Here is a 20,115-nt window from a genome sequence, read left to right on the forward strand (position 1 = left end):
CTCGGCCTGGCCGTGCGCTGGGCGGTGGCGTTGCCATGATCGTGATGAACGACCTGGTGGCGGGTTACGATCGCCAGCCCGTTACGCGCGCGCTGTCCGGCGTGATTGAACGCGGGAGCATGACCGCCATCGTCGGGGCCAACGGCTGCGGCAAATCCACGCTGCTGAAAACGCTCGCCGGCTTTCTTCCGCCCGTCAGCGGTACGTTTCGCTGGCAGGGGAGACGTCCGGTGGTGGGCTGGCTGGCGCAGCGTCACGCGCTGGAGGCGCAATTTCCTCTGACCGTGCAGGACGTGGTGAGCATGGGCTGCTGGCCAGCAATCTCTCTGTTTGCCGGTTTTCGTCGGGATGCCCGCATGCGCATTGCAGGCGCGCTGGAGCGCGTGGGGCTGGAGTCCATGGCGTTCTCCACTATTGATGAACTTTCCGGCGGGCAATTCCAGCGCATGCTGTTTGCCCGCGTTTTAGTGCAGCAGGCACCGCTGGTGATGCTGGACGAACCCTTCACTGGCGTCGATGAAGCGACCTGCAACGTGCTGATGGATCTGATGCTGGAGATGTATATGCAGGGGCAGACCCTGCTGGCGGTACTGCACGACAGCGAACGCGTCTCGCGCCACTTCCCACAAACGTTGCGGCTGGACGCTGATACGCCGCACTGGAAAACCGAGCGGGTGAGGGTGGCATGATCTGGCATCTCTTCTTCCAGCCGTTTATTGAGTACGGCTTTATGCGGCGCGCGCTGGTGGTTTGCCTGGCGCTCTCCGTCAGTACCACTGCGCTGGGTGTATTCCTTCAGCTGCGTCGGATGAGCCTGATGGGGGACGCCCTTTCTCACGCCATTTTGCCGGGTGTCGCGGTGGGCTATCTGCTCAGCGGAATGTCGCTGCTGGCAATGACTGTCGGCGGGTTTATTGCCGGTATCGCCGTTGCGCTGGTGGCCGGGCTGGTCAGCCGCCGTACACCTCTTAAAGAGGATGCCAGCTTCGCGGGGTTTTACCTGGGTTCCCTGGCGCTGGGCGTCACGCTGGTGTCGCTGCGCGGTTCAAATGTCGATCTGCTTCATCTTCTGTTTGGCTCCATTCTCGCCGTGGATAGCGCGTCAGCCCTGTTCGTGACGGGCGTTTGCATGTTCACGCTCCTCACGCTGGCGATTTTTTATCGTGGGCTGGTCAGCGAAGCGTTCGATACTGCGTGGTTGCAGGTGAACGCGCGCTGGCTGCCCGGGATGTTACACGGTCTGTTTCTGGCGCTGCTGGTGCTCAACCTGGTGGCCGGTTTTCAGGTACTCGGCACGTTGATGGCCGTCGGGCTGATGATGTTACCCGCCGTGGCGGCACTCTGCTGGGTGCGCACACTGCCAGGGTTACTTTTGATGGCGGGTATCAGCGGTATTTTTTGCGCGTGGCTGGGCTTAAGTCTTTCCTGGGCAGTGAGTCTGCCCGCCGGGCCCTCCATTGTGCTGACCGCCAGCGCATTGTTCTTTATTTCAGTTTTATTTGGCACGCGCAGCAGGCTGGCGGATAGCCTGCGGGCGCTTTTTTAACGCAAGGGGAAACGATGAAACGTACAGGGTTAGCCGTGGCGCTCGCGCTCGGCATGATGACGCACGGCGTAATGGCGAAAACGCTTAATGTGGTGACCAGCTTTTCCATCCTGGGAGACATCACGCAGCAGGTTGGCGGCGATCGTGTGAAGGTGACGACGCTGGTGGGGCCGGACGGTGATCCCCATACTTTCGAACCCTCGCCCAAAGACAGCGCGGCGCTGAGTAAAGCTGACGTGGTGGTGGTCAATGGGCTGGGGCTGGAGGGTTGGCTCGACCGTCTGGTAAAAGCTTCTGGATTCAAAGGCCAGCTGGTGGTTGCCTCGGACGGCGTGAAAACGCACACGCTGGAAGAGGGCGGTAAAACCGTGACCGATCCGCACGCGTGGAACAGCGCGGCGAACGGCGCGCTGTATGCGCAAAATATTCTCTCAGGGCTGGTGAAGGCCGATCCTGAAGATACGGCGGCGCTTGAAGCTACCGGTAAACCCTATATTGCGCAGCTCTCTCAGCTGGACGGTTGGGCTAAAAAGCGTTTCAGCGACATCCCACAGGCGAAGCGCAAAGTGCTGACCAGCCACGACGCCTTCGGCTATTTCAGCCGCGCCTACGGCGTGACGTTTATGGCGCCGCAGGGGCTGTCGTCTGAGGGTGAAGCCAGCGCGGCGCAGGTAGCGGAGATCATCAACCAGATTAAAGCTGACGGCGTGAAAACCTGGTTCATGGAAAACCAGCTTGACCCGCGTCTGGTGAAGCAGATTGCGACCGCCACGGGCGCCCAGCCGGGCGGTGAACTTTACCCGGAAGCGCTGTCCGCGAAGGGCGGCGTGGCGGACACCTACGTCAAGGCGTTTCGCCACAATGTGGACACCCTCGCTAACAGCATGAAATAAGCGTCTCTCTGGCCGGTGCGCCCGCATCGGCTTTTTTCTGAAGCCCCCTCGTAAAACCCGACGCGCATCCCCATATTTGATGAGAAAGTGCTATCTTGTGCTGCATGTTTTTCTAAGGCCTGGAGCGAGAATGACTGACCATGAATTGATGCAGCTAAGCGAAGTGGTGGGGCTGGCGCTGAAACAGCGCGGCGCGACTCTCACGACCGCAGAATCCTGCACCGGCGGCTGGGTGGCGAAAGCAATTACCGATATTGCTGGCAGTTCCGCCTGGTTTGAACGCGGCTTTGTGACCTACAGTAACGAGGCTAAAGCGCAGATGATTGGCGTGCGTGAAGCTACGCTTGAGCAGCATGGCGCGGTCAGCGAACCGGTGGTGATCGAGATGGCGATTGGCGCGCTGAAAGAGGCGCGCGCAGATTACGCTATCTCCATCAGCGGTATCGCGGGGCCGGACGGCGGCAGCGACGTGAAGCCTGTCGGCACCGTCTGGTTTGGCTTTGCCACCTCAAAAGGTGAAGGGATCACCCGCCGGGAATGCTTCAGCGGCGATCGCGAAAGCGTGCGTCGTCAGGCAACGGAATACGCGTTAAAAACGCTCTGGCAACAATTTCTACAAAACACTTGATACTGTATGACTATACAGTATAATTGCCTCAACAGAACAGAAGTCCATGGTGAAGCGCAGTTGCTTCTCCCGGCATGACAGGAGTAATAATGGCTATCGACGAAAACAAACAGAAAGCGTTGGCGGCAGCACTGGGCCAGATCGAAAAGCAATTCGGTAAAGGCTCCATCATGCGCCTGGGTGAAGACCGTTCCATGGATGTGGAAACTATCTCCACTGGTTCGCTTTCTCTTGATATCGCACTGGGCGCTGGCGGTTTGCCGATGGGCCGTATCGTAGAAATCTACGGTCCGGAATCCTCGGGTAAAACCACCCTGACGTTGCAGGTTGTTGCGGCGGCACAGCGCGAAGGTAAAACCTGTGCGTTTATCGATGCCGAGCACGCGCTGGACCCGGTCTATGCCCGTAAACTGGGCGTTGATATCGACAACCTGCTGTGCTCCCAGCCGGACACCGGCGAGCAGGCACTGGAAATTTGTGACGCGCTGGCGCGCTCAGGTGCGGTTGATGTGATCATCGTCGACTCCGTTGCGGCGCTGACGCCAAAAGCGGAAATTGAAGGTGAAATCGGTGACTCTCACATGGGCCTCGCGGCACGTATGATGAGCCAGGCGATGCGTAAGCTGGCGGGTAACCTTAAGCAGTCCAATACGCTGCTGATCTTCATCAACCAGATCCGTATGAAAATTGGTGTAATGTTCGGTAACCCGGAAACTACCACCGGCGGTAACGCTCTGAAATTCTACGCTTCTGTCCGTCTGGATATCCGCCGTATCGGCGCGGTGAAAGAGGGGGATAACGTAGTCGGTAGCGAAACCCGCGTGAAGGTTGTGAAGAACAAAATCGCAGCACCGTTCAAACAGGCTGAGTTCCAGATCCTCTACGGCGAAGGTATCAACTTCCTCGGCGAGCTGGTTGACCTGGGCGTGAAAGAGAAGCTGATTGAAAAAGCGGGCGCATGGTACAGCTACAACGGTGACAAGATTGGTCAGGGTAAAGCTAATGCTATCTCCTGGCTGAAAGAGAACCCGGCGGCGGCGAAAGAGATTGAGAAGAAGGTGCGTGAACTCCTGCTGAACAACCAGGACTCTAAACCTGATTTCGTGGTCGACGGCGCGGATGCTGAAGAAACCAACGAAGACTTTTAATCCTCTCGGATAAAAATGAAGGGCTGCTGATGCGGCCCTTTTTGCATTTCTGAATCGACAGGTTTTTTATGAGTGAACCGACATCACGCCGACCAGCCTACTCACGCTTGCTGGATCGGGCCGTGCGTATTCTTGCCGTGCGTGACCATAGCGAACAGGAGCTGCGGCGGAAACTGTCAGCGCCCGTCATGAGCAAAAACGGTCCGGAAGACATTGATGCCACCGCGGAAGATTATGACCGCGTGGTTGCCTGGTGCTACGAGCATCACTATCTGGATGACGGCCGTTTTGCCGCTCGCTTTCTTGCCAGCCGTGGTCGTAAAGGCTATGGGCCAGCGCGTATCCGCCAGGAGCTGAACCAGAAAGGCGTTGCCCGTGAATCGATTGAAAAAGCCATGCGCGAAAGTGAAATTGACTGGTGCGAACTGGCGCGTGAGCAGGCGGTACGAAAGTACGGTGAGCCGCTGCCGCGTGAATTTTCAGAAAAAGTTAAAATCCAGCGCTTTTTGCTCTACCGCGGCTTCCTGATGGAAGATATTCAGGATATCTGGCGTAATTTTACCGATTGAACGCATGCGGGATTTTACTTCCCACTAAAGAAAACTTATCTTATTCCCACTTTTTCCAGTAGCTGGTCCGTCCAACTGTTTACAGATACAGATCTGCTGCGACATTTCGTTAGCTTGATTTCAGGATAATTATGAGCAAGAGCACCGCTGAGATCCGTCAGGCGTTTCTCGATTTTTTCCATAGTAAGGGACACCAGGTTGTTGCCAGCAGCTCCCTGGTACCGAACAATGACCCGACTCTGCTGTTTACCAACGCCGGGATGAACCAGTTCAAGGATGTGTTCCTTGGTCTCGACAAGCGTAATTATTCCCGCGCCACAACCTCACAGCGTTGCGTGCGTGCGGGCGGTAAACACAACGATCTGGAAAACGTCGGTTACACCGCGCGCCACCACACCTTCTTCGAAATGCTGGGTAACTTCAGCTTCGGCGACTACTTCAAACACGACGCCATTCAATACGCGTGGGAACTGCTGACCGGTGAAAACTGGTTCAATCTGCCGAAAGAGCGTCTGTGGGTGACCGTGTATGAGACCGATGACGAAGCGTTCGACATCTGGGAAAAAGAAGTGGGTATCCCTCGCGAACGTATCATCCGTATCGGTGACAACAAAGGCGCGCCTTACGCGTCTGATAACTTCTGGCAGATGGGCGACACCGGCCCTTGCGGTCCGTGCACCGAGATCTTCTACGATCATGGCGACCACATCTGGGGCGGCCCTCCGGGAAGCGCGGAAGAAGATGGCGATCGCTATATTGAGATCTGGAACATCGTCTTCATGCAGTTCAACCGTCAGGCCGACGGCACCATGGAGCCGCTGCCAAAACCGTCCGTAGATACCGGTATGGGCCTTGAGCGTATCGCGGCCGTTCTGCAACACGTTAACTCCAACTATGAGATTGACCTGTTCAGCACCCTGATCAAAGCCGTTGCTGAGGTAACGGGCGCAACCGATCTGAGCAACAAATCACTGCGCGTTATCGCAGACCATATTCGTTCCTGTGCGTTCCTGATTGCTGACGGCGTTATCCCGTCAAATGAAAACCGTGGCTATGTGCTGCGTCGTATCATTCGTCGTGCGATCCGCCATGGCAACATGCTGGGCGCGAAGGACACCTTCTTCTATAAACTCGTTGGGCCACTGATTGGCGTGATGGGCTCTGCCGGCGACGAGCTGAAACGCCAGCAGGCGCAGGTTGAACAGGTTCTGAAAACCGAAGAAGAGCAGTTTGCCCGTACGCTGGAGCGCGGTCTGGCGCTGCTGGACGACGAGCTGGCGAAACTCAAGGGCGACACGCTGGATGGCGAAACCGCTTTCCGCCTGTACGACACCTACGGCTTCCCGGTTGACCTGACGGCGGACGTTTGCCGCGAGCGCAACATCAAAGTTGACGAAGCAGGCTTTGAAGCCGCAATGGAAGAGCAGCGTCGTCGTGCGCGTGAATCCAGCGGTTTTGGCGCAGACTACAACGCGATGATCCGCGTTGATAGCGCGTCTGAATTTAAAGGCTACGAAGAGCTGGCCCTGACCAGCAACGTAACCGCGCTGTTTGTTGACGGTAAAGCCGTAGACAGCATTAGCGCGGGTCAGGACGCGGTTGTTATCCTGGATAAAACGCCGTTCTATGCGGAATCGGGCGGTCAGGTTGGCGATAAAGGCGAACTGAAAGGCAATGGCTTCAGCTTCAGCGTAAGCGATACCCAGAAATACGGTCAGGCGATTGGTCACCAGGGCAAACTGGTTTCCGGTTCTCTGAAAGTGGGCGAGGGCGTTCAGGCCAACGTTGACGAAGCTCGCCGCGCGCGCATTCGTCTGAACCACTCGGCAACCCACCTGATGCACGCAGCCCTGCGCGAAGTGCTGGGTACGCACGTTGCACAGAAAGGTTCTCTGGTTAATGACAAAGTGCTGCGTTTCGACTTCTCACATTTTGAAGCGATGAAGCCATCTGAAATTCGTGCGGTGGAAGACCTGGTGAATGCCCAGATCCGCCGTAACCTGCCAATCGAAACCCACATCATGGATCTCGAGGCAGCGAAGAAGAAAGGTGCGATGGCGCTGTTTGGCGAGAAATATGACGACCGCGTTCGCGTGCTGAGCATGGGCGACTTCTCTACCGAACTGTGTGGCGGTACTCACGCATCCCGCACCGGTGACATCGGCTTGTTCCGCATCGTTTCCGAGTCGGGGACGGCGGCAGGCGTGCGTCGTATTGAGGCGGTGACCGGGGAAGGCGCAATTGCCAGCCTGCATGCGCAGAGCGACCAGCTACACGAGATCGCGCAGCTGCTGAAAGGCGATAGCCAGAACCTGGGCGAAAAAGTGCGTGTCGCGCTGGATCGTACCCGTCAGCTGGAAAAAGAACTCCAGCAGCTGAAAGAACAGGCTGCGGCGCAGGAGAGCGCAAACCTCTCCAGCAAAGCGGTAGACATTAAGGGCGTCAAACTGCTGGTCAGCGATCTGGCGGGCGTTGAGCCTAAGATGCTGCGTACCATGGTCGACGATCTGAAGAACCAGCTTGGTTCGACGGTTATCGTGCTGGCAACGGTCGCAGAGGGTAAGGTTTCTCTGATTGCGGGCGTCTCTAAGGATGTGACGGATCGTGTCAAAGCAGGGGAACTGATTGGCATGGTCGCCCAGCAGGTGGGTGGCAAAGGTGGCGGTCGTCCGGACATGGCGCAAGCCGGTGGTACGGATGCGGCGGCACTTCCCGCGGCATTAGCCAGCGTTGAAAGCTGGGTAAGCGCGAAACTGTAATAACTACAAAGCACAAGCAGACGCCATAGCGGTAACGTTATGGCGTCTTGCTCACTGCGCTATCGATAACGATAAAGTCAGGTTGAGTTTGTGTATATCGGCTAAACTTACGTTTAACAGAATGTGATGCCGTGACTGCTTACACTTTACGTGTTTGTCATCGCTTACTTTTTGGCGTTATATGATGGATAATGCCGGGATACAAGAGACCCGACTCTTTTAATCTTTCAAGGAGCAAAGAATGCTGATTCTGACTCGTCGAGTTGGTGAGACCCTCATGATTGGGGATGAGGTCACCGTGACAGTTTTAGGGGTAAAGGGTAACCAGGTACGTATTGGTGTTAACGCTCCTAAAGAAGTATCTGTCCACCGTGAAGAGATCTACCAGCGTATCCAGGCTGAAAAATCCCAGCAGTCCAGTTACTGATATTGTCGCGTCTCGCTGTCGGGCGAGACGCAACCCTCCTGTTATTTTTCCTGCATAAAGTTACCGTTCTATTTCAAACGCTTCGTTTTTGACCACTCTCATAACCTTATCTCATCCAAATGACGCGCTTCTCTCAACAGAATTCTGTGAAGATGCCTGCAAAATCCGCTTATAAAACACTCTCTTTGCGGCTTTTACATGCGAATTGCGTGCGAATTGTGCAAACGAAAAAAGCATGTGGAAAATTGTTTGACTTATAAGTCCCAGAAAGTAATATATGCGCCACGCAGCGACGAGAAGCTCTTAACGAGTTGCTCGAAGCACTCGAAAGAGGCGTTGTGTGGTGAGGTGGCCGAGAGGCTGAAGGCGCTCCCCTGCTAAGGGAGTATGCGGTCAAAAGCTGCATCCGGGGTTCGAATCCCCGCCTCACCGCCATTTTGCATCCGTAGCTCAGCTGGATAGAGTACTCGGCTACGAACCGAGCGGTCGGAGGTTCGAATCCTCCCGGATGCACCATCTATTACTTCATATTGCTTTCGAAGTGATATGAATATCGAGCAGTACAGTAGTAAATCCCGATGCATCCGTAGCTCAGCTGGATAGAGTACTCGGCTACGAACCGAGCGGTCGGAGGTTCGAATCCTCCCGGATGCACCATTTTTTACTTCATATTGCTTTTGAAGTGATATGAGTATCGAGAAGTACAGCAGTAAATCCCGATGCATCCGTAGCTCAGCTGGATAGAGTACTCGGCTACGAACCGAGCGGTCGGAGGTTCGAATCCTCCCGGATGCACCATATTTTACTTTGTGTTGCTTTTGAAGCGATACCGAGTATCAGCAGTAACAGTAGTAAATCCCGATGCATCCGTAGCTCAGCTGGATAGAGTACTCGGCTACGAACCGAGCGGTCGGAGGTTCGAATCCTCCCGGATGCACCATATTCTCCTGGATAACAGCGATGCTGTTGTTTTAAGGTCTGCGAGTTAATCGCAAGCACCAGGGAGGATAACGTTGCTTTAGCAACGGCCCGCAGGGCGAGGCGTAAGCCGAGTAATCCTCCCGGATGCACCATCTTCTCCTTCTTTGTTCATTCCTTCGACGTTTCGTCAGCAATCACGCTCTCTGTCAGCGACAAAAATCCCCTTTTACGATAAAGTAATGCTTTGTTAATCGTTTAGCGAGAGCACGATGTACGCACAGTATGACGGTCTGATCTTCGATATGGACGGCACCCTCCTGGATACCGAACCCACGCATCGTCAGGCCTGGACCGAAGTCCTGGGCCGTTACGGTATGCGTTTCGATTTACAGGCGATGATTGCCCTCAACGGATCGCCCACCTGGCGTATCGCACAGGCCGTGATTGAGCTGAATCAGGCCGATCTCGACCCTCATCAGCTCGCGCGTGAAAAAACCGACGCGGTAAAAGCCATACTGTTAGACACCGTGCAGCCTTTACCACTCATTGACGTCGTCAAGGAGTGGCACGGCCGTCGTCCTATGTCTGTCGGTACGGGCAGCGAGAGCGCGATTGCTGAAGCGCTACTCAATCACCTTGGCCTGCGCCACTATTTTTCTGCCGTCGTTGCCGCCGATCATGTTAAGCATCACAAACCCGCACCGGATACCTTCCTGCTCTGTGCAGAATTAATGGGTGTTCCACCTGCAAAATGCGTGGTGTTTGAAGATGCTGATTTTGGTATTCAGGCCGCACGTGATGCCGGAATGGCGGCGGTGGACGTTCGCTTACTGTGAGTGACGCGCTGTCACTCGCTTCATTATTCGCCAGCAGTTTTTTAAGCTCCACCCTCTTACCGGGGAATTCGGAAGTGGTGCTGGTGGCGATGCTGTTGTCCGGCGTAAGTCAGCCCTGGTTGCTGGTCTTAATAGCAACAATGGGTAATAGCCTTGGAGGGCTGACTAACGTTATTCTTGGACGTTTCTTTCCGCTACGCGAAAAATCTCGCTGGCAGGAAAAGGCAGTGGGCTGGCTAAAACGCTATGGCGCTGCCACGCTGTTATTAAGCTGGATGCCTGTAATAGGCGATTTACTGTGTCTGCTGGCGGGATGGATGCGCATCTCCTGGGGACCGGTGCTCTTTTTTTTGTGCCTTGGCAAGGCGTTACGCTATGTTTTACTGGCATGGGTAACACTACAGGGTATGACGTGGTGGCACTAATTGGTGGAATGAATTCGCGACCTTCAATCGTCAACCATTACAATTATGCTGAGTGACAATTTTTTGACAGGCGGGAGGTCAAATTGATCCCGGACGTATCACAGGCGCTGGCCTGGCTGGAAAATCACCCTCAGGCACTGAAGGGGATTCAGCGTGGGCTTGAGCGCGAAACGCTGCGCGTAAATGCGGATGGTAGCTTAGCGACTACGGGACACCCGAAGGCGTTAGGCTCGGCGCTGACACATAAATGGATCACAACCGATTTCGCCGAAGCGCTGCTGGAGTTCATCACGCCAGTAGACGGTGATATTGATCATATGCTGACGATCATGCGCGACGTGCATCGCTTCACCGCCCGCAACCTCGGCGACGAGCGTATGTGGCCGCTCAGCATGCCGTGCTATATCGAGCAGGGGCAGGATATCGAGCTGGCGCAGTACGGCACCTCGAATATTGGTCGGCTGAAAACGCTGTATCGCGAAGGACTGAAAAACCGCTACGGCGCATTGATGCAGACGATCTCTGGCGTGCACTACAACTTTTCTCTGCCGATGGCGTTCTGGCAGGCGAAGTGCGGTGAAACGGATAAAGAAGCGATCTCCGCGGGCTACTTCCGCCTGATCCGCAACTACTACCGTTTTGGCTGGGTTATTCCGTATCTGTTCGGCGCGTCCCCGGCTATCTGTTCATCGTTCTTGCAAGGGAAACCGACCACGCTACCGTTCGAGAAGACCGAATGTGGCATGTATTACCTGCCATACGCGACCTCCCTGCGCCTGAGCGACCTTGGCTATACCAATAAATCGCAAAGCAATCTCGGAATTACGTTTAACGATCTGCACGAATATGTGGCAGGCTTGAAGCGGGCGATAAAAACCCCGTCGGAAGAGTACGAAAAAATCGGCCTCGAAAAAGACGGCAAACGCCTGCAAATTAACACCAACGTGTTGCAGATTGAAAATGAACTGTATGCGCCGATTCGTCCGAAGCGCGTGACGCGCAGCGGTGAAACGCCGTCGGATGCGCTACAGCGCGGCGGGATCGAATACATTGAAGTGCGCTCGCTGGATATCAACCCGTTCTCACCGATTGGCGTTGACGAGCAGCAGGTTCGTTTCCTTGACCTGTTTATGGTCTGGTGCGTACTGGCGGATGCGCCGGAAATGAGTTCCGACGAACTGCTGTGTACCCGTGCCAACTGGAATCGCGTGATTCTGGAAGGGCGCAAGCCGGGCCTGACGTTAGGTATTGGCTGTGAAACGGCTCAGTTCCCACTGTCTAAGGTAGGGAAGGATCTGTTCCATGACCTGAAGCGCGTAGCCCAGACGCTGGATAGCGTGTACGGCGGCGAAGCTTACCAGAAGGTCTGCGACGAACTGGTTGAAAGCTTTGATAACCCGGAACTGACATTCTCAGCACGTATTCTGCGTTCTATGATTGAGCAGGGAATTGGTGGCACAGGGCGTTCACTCTCAGCGGAGTACCGTGAGATGCTGATGCAGGAGCCGTTAGAGATCCTGAGCGAAGCGGATTTTGTGGCAGAGCGCGATGCGTCCGTTGTGCGTCAGAAAGAGGTCGAAGCGGCGGATACGGAGTCGTTTGAGGCGTTTCTGGCGAAGCAGGCCTGAACCAAAAGAAAAAGGCCACATCGCTGTGGCCAAAATATACATCTCTGAATTCAGGGATGATGATAACAAATGCGCGTCTTTCATATACTCAGACGCGCATTCTGTAGAAGAGTTCAGTTTATTTTAAAAAAAATCACTATCGGAGGTGACGTATGCCGTTATTAGATAGCTTTACTGTCGACCATACCCGTATGGAAGCACCAGCAGTCCGCGTGGCGAAGACCATGAACACGCCGCACGGCGACACGATCACCGTTTTCGACCTGCGCTTCTGCGTGCCGAATAAAGAAGTGATGCCAGAGAAAGGCATTCACACGCTGGAACACCTGTTCGCCGGATTCATGCGCGACCACCTGAACGGCAACGGCGTGGAGATCATCGATATCTCTCCGATGGGCTGCCGAACCGGTTTCTACATGAGCCTGATTGGTCAGCCTGAAGAGAAACGCGTCGCGGATGCGTGGAAAGCGGCGATGGAAGACGTGCTGAAGGTGAAAGAGCAGAACCAGATCCCTGAGCTGAACGTTTACCAGTGCGGCACTTACCAGATGCACTCTCTGGAAGAAGCTCAGGAGATTGCCCGTCATATCATCGAACGTGATGTTCGTGTAAACAGCAACGACGAGCTGGCCCTGCCAAAAGAAAAACTTCAGGAACTGCACATTTAGTATCGTGCCTGTGGATGCCCGGTGGCGCTTCGCTGACCGGGCCTACAATCCTGATGACGACAACCACCACCTTCTCCTTTACCCATCGCCCGCTTGTGCCGTTTTCGCATGATTATGCTCATGGCGACAGCGAGCCGTGGCATCAGCACGACTGCGCGCAGCTCCTGCACAGCCTCACCGGCGTCGTGCGGGTGGATACCGCATCCGGCTGCTGGGTGGTGCCGCCCGGTCGCGGCGTCTGGCTACCTGCGGGTACGCAGCACGCCCTGCGCATCACCGGCAACGTTGCCGCCCGCACGCTGTTTATCGACCCGCTGGCGCGCGCCGATCTCCCGGCGACCTGCCAGATCGTGCAGATCTCGCCCCTGCTGCGCGAGCTGATCCTGACCTCCCTCACGCTTCCTGAATCTTACGCACCCGGAAGCCGCGATGAACGTGTTTATGAGCTGATCCTCGATGAAATTCGTCTCATGCCGGTGCTGCCGTTTCACCTGCCCGAGCCGGAAAGCGAAGCGCTGCGCCATCTCTGCCAGCAGATTCGAATGGCCCCGGGAGAAAGCTGGAGCAGCGCCCAGGCCGCAGGTATTGTGGGGATGAGCGAACGCACGCTGAACCGTCATTTTCAGCAGCAGACAGGCCTGAGCTACGGCGAATGGGTGAGAAGGGCGCGACTGCTGGAAGCCTTAGTGCGGCTGGCGCAGGGCCAGCCGGTATTACGCGTGGCGCTGGATCTGGGGTATGGCAGCCACAGCGCCTTTACGGCAATGTTTCGCCGGGTAATGGGTCTCTCACCCAGCGATTACTTCAGGAACGACTGACCGCGTTAAAAAGCGCCTGAATCGACGCGCGTGCCACGTCGCTGTCGATGCCCACGCCCCAGCGGCTGGTCCCATCCTGGAACAGGCAGCGGATATAGGCCACCGAGCGGCTGTCGCTGCGTTCGCCTAACGTATGTTCGTGATAATCCTTGATCACAAACGACGCGTTGATCCAGCGGCTTAAGCCGTGAGCGGCGGCGGAGAGCAAACCGTTTCCCTGGCCTTCCAGCTGGCGGGTGCCCCCATGCGTGGCGACGCTTGCCGTCAGCCGCAGCTGGCCGTCCTGCTGGCTGTCGCTGCGGTACGATTGCAGCGCTAATGGCGGGCTCGCCACCAGGCCGTAACGGGCGCGGAACAGCTGCCAGAGCGCATTCTGCGTCATCTCTTTTCCATGGTTATCCGTTTCCTGCTGCACGTGCTGGCTAAAATCCTGTTGCAGGGCGCGAGGCAATTTCAGGCCGTGGTTTTGCTCAATAAGCCAGGCGCTTCCGCTTTTTCCTGACTGGCTGTTCACGCGGATCACCGCTTCATAGGTACAGCCAATATCCTGCGGGTCGACGGGCAGATAGGGCATCTCCCAACGTTCGCCAGGCTTACGGGCATCGAAACCTTTCTTGATGGCATCCTGGTGCGAGCCGGAGAAGGCGGTGTAAGCCAGACGACCCGCCCACGGATGGCGCGGATGGACGGGCAGCTGGTTGCAGGTTTCTACCGTTTCAACCACCCGATTCATATCGCTGAAATCCAGATTCGGGCTAATGCCCTGGCTGTAGAGGTTCATCGCCAGCGTCACCAGGCAGACGTTGCCCGTGCGCTCACCGTTGCCAAACAGGCAGCCCTCCACGCGGTCAGCCCCGGCCATGACGGCCAGCTCCGCGCTGGCGACGCCCGTTCCGCGATCGTTATGCGGATGTACGCTGATACAGACGTCACTGCGGCGGCTGAAGTGGCGGCAGAAATACTCGATCTGGTCAGCATAGACGTTCGGCGTGCTCACTTCGACGGTAGCGGGCAGGTTGACGATCATCGGACGCGCCGCGCACGGCTGCCAGATCTCCGCCACGGCTTCACAAATCTCCAGCGCAAACTCCGGTTCGGTAAAGCAGAAGGTTTCCGGGGAGTATTCGTACTGCCAGCGGGTGTCAGGGTTCTCTTCACACAGCTGACGAATCAGGCGCGTCGCGCGCGTCGCCAGCTCGACGATTTGCGCTTTCTCCATGCCGAATACCAGACGGCGGAACAGCGGGGCGGTAGCGTTATACAGGTGAACGGTGGCCTGCTTCGCGCCGCGCAGGGAGTCGAAAGTGCGATGGATAAGATCGTCCCGCGCCTGCGTTAACACCTGAATGGTGACGTCATCCGGGATGCGGTTCTCCTCAATCAGCTGACGTACAAAATTAAAGTCCGTCTGCGAGGCGGACGGGAAGGCGACTTCTATTTCTTTAAACCCGCAGGTCAGCAGCAGATCCCAGAATTGCAGCTTGCGCGCGCTGTCCATCGGCTCGGCCAGCGCCTGGTTACCGTCGCGTAAGTCGGTCGAGAGCCAACGCGGGGCGCAGGTGATAATCTGCTCCGGCCAGCGGCGGTCGGGCAACGAAAGGGTGGGGTAAGGCTGGTATTTGTCGGCGGGTGTGTTCAGCATGGTGCGCTCCTGTTGTCTTTTCACTATCGTGAATCGATTTCAGGCGCGCTGCTTTATCGGAACTGACAATCGCTGTCGCGTTTTGGACAACCGTAGAAGTTGCCCGGTGGCGCTGCGCTTACCGGGCCTACGATCGTAGGCCGGGTAAGGCGTCCTGTAATGAGGGCTAATGCGCCCCACCGCCCCCGCTACCGGCCCCAAACGGTGGTTTGGCAAACCACACCAGCCCCAGCAGGACGATAAAGATCCCCGCCGATATCCAGAAAATCTCGTTTGCCGAGATAATCAGCCCCTGGTTGGTGATCTGCTGGGCAAGCCAGCCGGACGCCTGCTGCTCCGTCATCCCCATCCCCTCAAGCTGGCTATACATCTGCTGAGCGTTAGGGTTGAACGGGTTCACCGCTTCGGTGAGTTGAGCATGGTGCATCGATTCCCGGTTGGTCCACAGCGTGGTGGTGATCGATGTCCCGATGGAGCCCGCCAGCGTACGGGTGAAGTTCGACAGGCTCGATGCCGCCGCCATCCGCTCAGGCGGCAAGCCGGAAAGCGTAATGGTGGTCAGCGGCATGAAGAAGCACGCTACGGCGAAGCCCTGAATAAACTGTGGCCACGCGGAGGCGCCAAAGTCCATTCCCGGTTCAAACGTATACGCGCGCCAGTAGAAGCACACGGCGTACATGATGAAGCTGAACGTCACCAGCCTGCGCATGTCGAGCTTATGGGCGAAACGGCCAATAATCGGCGACAGCAGAACCGGAATTAACCCCACCGGCGCGGAGGCCAGCCCCGCCCAGGTTGCGGTATAGCCGTACACCTCCTGCAACAGCTGCGGCAGCAGAACAATCGCGCCGAAGTAGAGCATATAGGCGAGGCTGATACACAGGCAGCCGATGGTGAAGTTTCGCGATTTAAACAACGAGAGGTCGACTATCGGGTTATCGTCCGTCAGCTCCCAGACAATCAGGAAGCTGATGGCCACCACAGCGACCACCGTCAGCACGATGATTTCCGTAGAGGCGAACCAGTCCAGCTCTTTGCCGCGGTCGAGCATGATTTGCAGGCTGCCGATGCCGACAACCAGCAGTGCCAGCCCGATGCCGTCGATCCGCCGCTGTTCAGTCCGCGTTTCGCGACCACGCAAAGACTGTAGCGTCATCAGTACCACCAGCGCACCGATGGGCACGTTGATGAAGAAGATCCAGCCCCAGTGATAGTTATCGCTGATATAGCCGCCGAGGATTGGCCCGCAAATTGGGGCGACAATCACCGTCATCGACCACAGCGCGAGCGCGATGGAGCGTTTGGCGGGCGGATAGTTGTTCAGCAGCAAACTCTGCGACAGCGGAATCAACGGCCCGGCGACAATCCCCTGGATGACGCGGAAGAAAATCAGCATCGTCAGGCTACTGGACATGCCGCAGGCCCAGGAGGCCAGCACGAACAGGATCGTCGACCAAAGGAACAGCTTCACTTCACCGACGCGCTTCGCCAGCCAGCCGGTGATGGGAATGGAGATGGCGTTCGCCACCCCGAACGAGGTAATGACCCAGGTCCCTTGGCTCAGCGATGAGCCAAGGTTCCCGGCGATCGTAGGGATCGCCACGTTTGCGATGGTGGAGTCCAGCACCTGCATGAATGTCGCCAGCGACAGCGCAATGGTCATAATGACCAGTTGCGCCCCCTCCAGCGGTTTTTGCGGCTTTTGCTGTTGCATAACGCTCACCTTCGGCTTAACCGGCGTTTGCCTTCACGATGTCATCGATCAGCTTATTGACCGGATCGAGGCTAATTTCACGGGCGTTACTTTCATAAGCTGGCGTACTGCGCACCTGGCTTGCGAGGATCTGACCGTCGCGGTTGGCGGTATCGACCGTCACCAGCGTGGAAAGGCCAATTCGCAGCGGATGGTCTGCCAGCTGCTTAGGATCCAGTTCGATACGCACAGGCAAGCGCTGTACCACTTTGATCCAGTTGCCGGTGGCGTTCTGTGCAGGCAGCAGGCTAAACGCGCTGCCGGTCCCCATGTCCAGACCGACCACTTTCCCGGTGTACTTGATGTCATCGCCGTAAATATCGCTGACCACAGTTGCGGTTTGGCCGATACGCATATGCGCCAGCTGGGTCTCTTTGAAGTTCGCATCGACCCACAGATTGTTCGCCGGAACGACCGCCATCAGCGGCGTGGTGGTGCTAATCTGCGCCCCTGGCTGTACGGAACGACGGGAAACGTAGCCGGTCATCGGGCTGACGATTTTGGTACGTTGCAGGGCAAGCCATGCGTTACGCACTTCGGTCGCCGCCTGTTTCACCGCCGGCTGGTTTTCCAGAGAAGTACCCAGCACCATCGCCTGATTAGCGTTGTACTGTTGGATCGCCACGTCCAGCTGCGCCTGTGCGCTGGCCACCGCATCGCGGGCGTGCTGCAACTCTTCACGGCCAATCAGGTTGGCGGTGCCGAGAGGAACACGACGATTGAGGTCGCTCTGCGCCTGAGCCAGCGCCGTTTTCTGCACGTCGATATTGGCCTGAAGCTGCTTGCTGTTGATCATCAGCTGGCGGGTCTGGCGAACGCTGGAGGCCAGAGCCGTCTGTGCTTTTTCAAAAGCCTGTTGGGCGTCGGTTGGATCGAGCGTGACCAGCACATCGCCTTTTTTCACAAAGTCGGTGTTATCAGCCCAGACTTTCGTCACGCTGCCTGACACCTGGGCCATGATTTGAACCTGATTCCCTGCCACGTATGCATCGTCTGTCTCTTCAACATGACGCAAGACTAAAAACCAATAGATCCCATATGCCACGGCAATAATAATAAAGAGCAAGGTCAGCAGAATAAGGGCGCTCTTACGTTTGCCCTTTTTGTTGACCGGTTGCTGCGGGGGGGTGTTCTCCGCATTTGCGCTCATTGTTGTTCTCCACGATCTTTTTATTTTCACATCGGCTGAGCCGACCTGTTGTCAGAAAGGCCAGCAGTTTCACGTGCTGGCCTGTCAGTTTTTCTTTTTAGCAATCTGGAATGTTGAGCGGATCGTCGCGTTAGCGCAGCGCCTCAAGGATGACGCCATCTTCATCCATCTGGTCCAGACGGGTGAGCAGCTTGCGAGTAATATGCTCAAGCTGGTCGCGCTCGGCGGTGCTGAGGGCAGACCAGAGCTGGTGCAGGCAGTTGTGCTGCGGTGGCAGCACTTCGCGCAAGAATTCGTGACCTTTCTCGGTCAGTTGCAGATGCAGGCAGCGGCGATCGTTATCGCTTTCACGGCGTTCAATCCAGCCGCGCTTTTCCAGTTCATCCGCGATACGGGTTGCATTGGTACGGGATGACCCCAGCGCACAGCTCAGTTCCGATGGCTGAATGCTGTGATTTTCCTGAGACTCCAGCGTAATCAACGCCATAAACAACGTCTCGTTAATCCCTTGCGCTTTCAGCATCTTGTTACGATTTTCCAGCAGCTTACCCTGCATGTGCATGCACAGGCGGGTCAGCAGAATTTCCTGATACGGGAAGTCCTCATGACGACTGGCACGGAACTTAAGCATTTGTTCAATGGGCGTAAACGAACTATCCATTTTGGGCATAACCTCATTAATTACAGCCGATATAGTAACGACAGTGACAAATAATGTAAATGAATTATTTGTGCGGTTATATCCGCCAAACGTATGTCACCATCAGAAAGCGCCGGGTAAATCCGTGACCCGGTGAGCACAGAGAGCGTGGGGTGTGTACCCGCGAAAGAGGGGATGTGAGGACAGGGGTCTGAACTATTCATGCCGGTAGTAAATATGTCACCCACAGTAAAATTTCTGAGATAAATGATTACCGTTACCTTAACAGATGCAGGCCCCCTTTACACTCCAGGGGACCCAAAGCAATGTAAAACTTAGTGAATTGCTTCCTGACGGTGATAGCCGCGCCACCATACCAGCAGATTTATCGCCGCGACGATGGCGCCGATGGCGCACACGCCCGTCCAGCCCGCATGCTGCCAGGCGGAGGCTGAGATGAGCGAGCCCGCCGCGCCGCCGATAAAGTAGCTGGTCATGTACCCGGCCGTCAGACGGTTACGGGCGTCCGGCTTCATGCGGTAAATCACGGTCTGGTTGGTGATGTGTACGCCCTGCACGGTGAGGTCTAGCACCAGAATACCGACAATCAGCGCCAGCACGGAGACGTGTCCGTACCAGATGGCCGCCCAGGAGAGCAGGAGTAAAACCAGCCCTGCGGAGGTGGTCATATGAGATTTACCTTTATCGGCCAGCCCACCCGCCGGGCGCGCGCCCAGTGCGCCAGCCGCGCCTGCCAGCCCGAACAGGCCAATCACGCCTTCTGAGTAGTTAAACGGTGGCGCGGCGAGCAGAAACGCCATCGACGTCCATAAGATGCTGAAGTTGGCGAAGGTGAGACACCCCAGAATGGCGCGCGTGCGCAGGAGTTTATCCCGGGTGAAAAGGCTGAAAACGGAGGCGAGGAGCTGCGGATAGTTCAGGTGATTTTCCTGCTTCACCTTTGGCAGGCCGCGCCACAGGGCCAGCGCCATGATAAGCATCAGCACGCTCGCCACCCAGTAAACGGTGCGCCAGCCGCCGAGGCTCGCCAGCAGCCCGGCAACGGTTCGCGCCAGCAGGATGCCCAGCAGCAGGCCGCTCATGATAGTACCGACCACTTTGCCGCGTTTTTCCGGGGAAGCCAGCGTCGCGGCGAGGGGAACCAGAATTTGCGCCACCACCGAGAACAGCCCCGTCAGCGCGGTGCCGATAATCATCATCGTTAACGACTGGCTGCTGGCGGTGATCAACATTCCGCCCGCCGCCAGCAGCGTCATGGAGACGATAAGCATCCGGCGCTCAAACATATCGCCTAATGGCACCAGGAACAGCAGCCCGGCCGCATAGCCGAGCTGTGCTGCGGTGACAATAAAGCCGGCGGAGCTGGCTGAAAGATCGAAGGCGCGTGCGATGGTGTCGAGCAGTGGTTGTGCGTAATAGTTGCTGGCGACGGCCAGACCCGTTGCCACGGACATTAAAAGGATGAGTGCGGGGCTAAGCCCTTGAGTTGTTTTTGTCATTAGTTTCAGGAATCGTGAGTTAAGTGATTATTTTTCCGGAAACATAATAACCAATGATGGTGAATGTTGGGGAATTGTTATGTGTGTGTTTGTGCGGTTAAGCCCCTCACCCTAACCCTCTCCCCAGAAGGGAGAGGGAACGCT

General features: G+C 56.4%; 18 protein-coding genes and 5 tRNA genes. 18 read left to right on the forward strand and 5 right to left on the reverse strand.

Annotated features, from left to right (window positions below; translation table 11 throughout):
* The first annotated feature begins 35 nt into the window (after nucleotides 1–35).
* The 18 genes from AM329_RS23850 to AM329_RS23935 all read left to right on the forward strand — a co-directional run bounded on the left by AM329_RS23850 (nucleotide 36) and on the right by AM329_RS23935 (nucleotide 13,266).
* Complete coding sequence (locus AM329_RS23850) at nucleotides 36–689, forward strand: metal ABC transporter ATP-binding protein (RefSeq protein WP_022651726.1); 654 nt, start codon at nucleotides 36–38, stop codon at nucleotides 687–689.
* Nucleotides 686–1,546 (forward strand): metal ABC transporter permease, encoded by an 861-nt coding sequence (locus tag AM329_RS23855; RefSeq protein WP_032610006.1) that lies wholly within the window; start codon nucleotides 686–688, stop codon nucleotides 1,544–1,546. The genes AM329_RS23850 and AM329_RS23855 overlap by 4 nt, the downstream gene beginning before the upstream one ends.
* A 14-nt stretch (nucleotides 1,547–1,560) precedes the next feature.
* The gene (locus tag AM329_RS23860; RefSeq protein ID WP_032610005.1) at nucleotides 1,561–2,439 is read left to right on the forward strand and encodes a metal ABC transporter substrate-binding protein; all 879 of its coding nucleotides are present in this window, start codon (nucleotides 1,561–1,563) and stop codon (nucleotides 2,437–2,439) included.
* 130 nt (nucleotides 2,440–2,569) lie between these two features.
* Nucleotides 2,570–3,067 (forward strand): nicotinamide-nucleotide amidase, encoded by a 498-nt coding sequence (gene pncC, locus AM329_RS23865; protein WP_003862172.1) that lies wholly within the window; start codon nucleotides 2,570–2,572, stop codon nucleotides 3,065–3,067.
* Nucleotides 3,068–3,156: 89 nt separating this feature from the next.
* Nucleotides 3,157–4,215, forward strand: a complete 1,059-nt coding sequence (gene recA / locus AM329_RS23870; RefSeq protein ID WP_015571667.1) for a recombinase RecA — start codon at nucleotides 3,157–3,159, stop codon at nucleotides 4,213–4,215.
* Nucleotides 4,216–4,283: 68 nt separating this feature from the next.
* Nucleotides 4,284–4,784 carry a recombination regulator RecX gene (recX, locus tag AM329_RS23875; protein WP_017382782.1) on the forward strand — a complete coding sequence of 167 codons (501 nt, stop codon included), beginning with the start codon at nucleotides 4,284–4,286 and terminating at the stop codon, nucleotides 4,782–4,784.
* Between the two features lie 131 nt (nucleotides 4,785–4,915).
* Entirely contained in the window at nucleotides 4,916–7,543 is a 2,628-nt protein-coding gene (gene alaS, locus AM329_RS23880; protein WP_022651724.1) for an alanine--tRNA ligase, read from the forward strand.
* Nucleotides 7,544–7,784: 241 nt separating this feature from the next.
* A complete protein-coding gene (gene csrA, locus AM329_RS23885; RefSeq protein ID WP_000906486.1) occupies nucleotides 7,785–7,970 on the forward strand; it encodes a carbon storage regulator CsrA in 186 nt (61 codons plus the stop codon).
* Nucleotides 7,971–8,312: 342 nt separating this feature from the next.
* A tRNA-Ser gene (locus AM329_RS23890) sits at nucleotides 8,313–8,405 on the forward strand.
* Between the two features lie 4 nt (nucleotides 8,406–8,409).
* A tRNA-Arg gene (locus AM329_RS23895) sits at nucleotides 8,410–8,486 on the forward strand.
* Nucleotides 8,487–8,550: 64 nt separating this feature from the next.
* Nucleotides 8,551–8,627, forward strand: a tRNA-Arg gene (locus AM329_RS23900).
* Nucleotides 8,628–8,691: 64 nt separating this feature from the next.
* Nucleotides 8,692–8,768: transfer RNA gene (locus AM329_RS23905), tRNA-Arg, on the forward strand.
* 65 nt (nucleotides 8,769–8,833) lie between these two features.
* A tRNA-Arg gene (locus tag AM329_RS23910) sits at nucleotides 8,834–8,910 on the forward strand.
* Nucleotides 8,911–9,160: 250 nt separating this feature from the next.
* On the forward strand, nucleotides 9,161–9,727 hold the full coding sequence (gene yqaB, locus AM329_RS23915; RefSeq protein WP_015571665.1) for a fructose-1-phosphate/6-phosphogluconate phosphatase: 567 nt from the start codon (nucleotides 9,161–9,163) through the stop codon (nucleotides 9,725–9,727).
* A complete protein-coding gene (locus tag AM329_RS23920; protein ID WP_017692791.1) occupies nucleotides 9,724–10,152 on the forward strand; it encodes a YqaA family protein in 429 nt (142 codons plus the stop codon). Before yqaB ends, AM329_RS23920 begins: the two co-directional genes overlap by 4 nt.
* Before the next feature lie 83 nt (nucleotides 10,153–10,235).
* Complete coding sequence (gshA, locus tag AM329_RS23925) at nucleotides 10,236–11,780, forward strand: glutamate--cysteine ligase (protein ID WP_022649137.1); 1,545 nt, start codon at nucleotides 10,236–10,238, stop codon at nucleotides 11,778–11,780.
* Between the two features lie 152 nt (nucleotides 11,781–11,932).
* On the forward strand, nucleotides 11,933–12,448 hold the full coding sequence (gene luxS / locus AM329_RS23930; protein ID WP_003862180.1) for an S-ribosylhomocysteine lyase: 516 nt from the start codon (nucleotides 11,933–11,935) through the stop codon (nucleotides 12,446–12,448).
* 53 nt (nucleotides 12,449–12,501) lie between these two features.
* Entirely contained in the window at nucleotides 12,502–13,266 is a 765-nt protein-coding gene (locus tag AM329_RS23935) for a helix-turn-helix domain-containing protein (protein WP_003862181.1), read from the forward strand.
* Here AM329_RS23935 and leuA read toward each other — a convergent pair.
* The 5 genes from leuA to AM329_RS23960 form a co-directional block, all read right to left on the reverse strand.
* Nucleotides 13,253–14,908: a 2-isopropylmalate synthase gene (gene leuA / locus AM329_RS23940; protein ID WP_032610003.1), complete on the reverse strand. Its 1,656-nt coding sequence runs from the start codon at nucleotides 14,906–14,908 to the stop codon at nucleotides 13,253–13,255. The two genes, AM329_RS23935 and leuA, sit on opposite strands and share 14 nt — an antisense overlap.
* A 166-nt stretch (nucleotides 14,909–15,074) precedes the next feature.
* Entirely contained in the window at nucleotides 15,075–16,622 is a 1,548-nt protein-coding gene (gene emrB, locus AM329_RS23945) for a multidrug efflux MFS transporter permease subunit EmrB (protein ID WP_006811709.1), read from the reverse strand.
* A gap of 16 nt (nucleotides 16,623–16,638) precedes the next feature.
* On the reverse strand, nucleotides 16,639–17,811 hold the full coding sequence (emrA, locus tag AM329_RS23950) for a multidrug efflux MFS transporter periplasmic adaptor subunit EmrA (protein ID WP_022651722.1): 1,173 nt from the start codon (nucleotides 17,809–17,811) through the stop codon (nucleotides 16,639–16,641).
* A gap of 130 nt (nucleotides 17,812–17,941) precedes the next feature.
* Nucleotides 17,942–18,472: a multidrug efflux transporter EmrAB transcriptional repressor EmrR gene (gene emrR, locus AM329_RS23955; protein ID WP_017694792.1), complete on the reverse strand. Its 531-nt coding sequence runs from the start codon at nucleotides 18,470–18,472 to the stop codon at nucleotides 17,942–17,944.
* Between the two features lie 314 nt (nucleotides 18,473–18,786).
* Nucleotides 18,787–19,971: an MFS transporter gene (locus AM329_RS23960; RefSeq protein WP_032610002.1), complete on the reverse strand. Its 1,185-nt coding sequence runs from the start codon at nucleotides 19,969–19,971 to the stop codon at nucleotides 18,787–18,789.
* Nucleotides 19,972–20,115 lie beyond the last annotated feature (144 nt).

Origin of the sequence: Enterobacter cloacae complex sp. AR_0002 (assembly GCF_001922365.1) — a bacterium.
In the GTDB taxonomy this organism is placed as follows: Bacteria; Pseudomonadota; Gammaproteobacteria; order Enterobacterales; family Enterobacteriaceae; genus Enterobacter; species Enterobacter hormaechei_C.

What these genes read in the sequence shown, in the direction of transcription:
- csrA (WP_000906486.1), top strand. Translation starts at nt 7,785, where the DNA reads ATGCTGATTCTGACTCGTCGAGTTGGTGAGACCCTCATGATTGGGGAT.
- AM329_RS23855 (WP_032610006.1), top strand. Translation starts at nt 686, where the DNA reads ATGATCTGGCATCTCTTCTTCCAGCCGTTTATTGAGTACGGCTTTATG.
- recX (WP_017382782.1), top strand. Translation starts at nt 4,284, where the DNA reads ATGAGTGAACCGACATCACGCCGACCAGCCTACTCACGCTTGCTGGAT.
- AM329_RS23850 (WP_022651726.1), top strand. Translation starts at nt 36, where the DNA reads ATGATCGTGATGAACGACCTGGTGGCGGGTTACGATCGCCAGCCCGTT.
- yqaB (WP_015571665.1), top strand. Translation starts at nt 9,161, where the DNA reads ATGTACGCACAGTATGACGGTCTGATCTTCGATATGGACGGCACCCTC.
- leuA (WP_032610003.1), bottom strand. Translation starts at nt 14,908, where the DNA reads ATGCTGAACACACCCGCCGACAAATACCAGCCTTACCCCACCCTTTCG.
- emrB (WP_006811709.1), bottom strand. Translation starts at nt 16,622, where the DNA reads ATGCAACAGCAAAAGCCGCAAAAACCGCTGGAGGGGGCGCAACTGGTC.
- AM329_RS23960 (WP_032610002.1), bottom strand. Translation starts at nt 19,971, where the DNA reads ATGACAAAAACAACTCAAGGGCTTAGCCCCGCACTCATCCTTTTAATG.
- AM329_RS23860 (WP_032610005.1), top strand. Translation starts at nt 1,561, where the DNA reads ATGAAACGTACAGGGTTAGCCGTGGCGCTCGCGCTCGGCATGATGACG.
- emrR (WP_017694792.1), bottom strand. Translation starts at nt 18,472, where the DNA reads ATGGATAGTTCGTTTACGCCCATTGAACAAATGCTTAAGTTCCGTGCC.
- alaS (WP_022651724.1), top strand. Translation starts at nt 4,916, where the DNA reads ATGAGCAAGAGCACCGCTGAGATCCGTCAGGCGTTTCTCGATTTTTTC.
- emrA (WP_022651722.1), bottom strand. Translation starts at nt 17,811, where the DNA reads ATGAGCGCAAATGCGGAGAACACCCCCCCGCAGCAACCGGTCAACAAA.
- recA (WP_015571667.1), top strand. Translation starts at nt 3,157, where the DNA reads ATGGCTATCGACGAAAACAAACAGAAAGCGTTGGCGGCAGCACTGGGC.
- AM329_RS23935 (WP_003862181.1), top strand. Translation starts at nt 12,502, where the DNA reads ATGACGACAACCACCACCTTCTCCTTTACCCATCGCCCGCTTGTGCCG.
- pncC (WP_003862172.1), top strand. Translation starts at nt 2,570, where the DNA reads ATGACTGACCATGAATTGATGCAGCTAAGCGAAGTGGTGGGGCTGGCG.
- luxS (WP_003862180.1), top strand. Translation starts at nt 11,933, where the DNA reads ATGCCGTTATTAGATAGCTTTACTGTCGACCATACCCGTATGGAAGCA.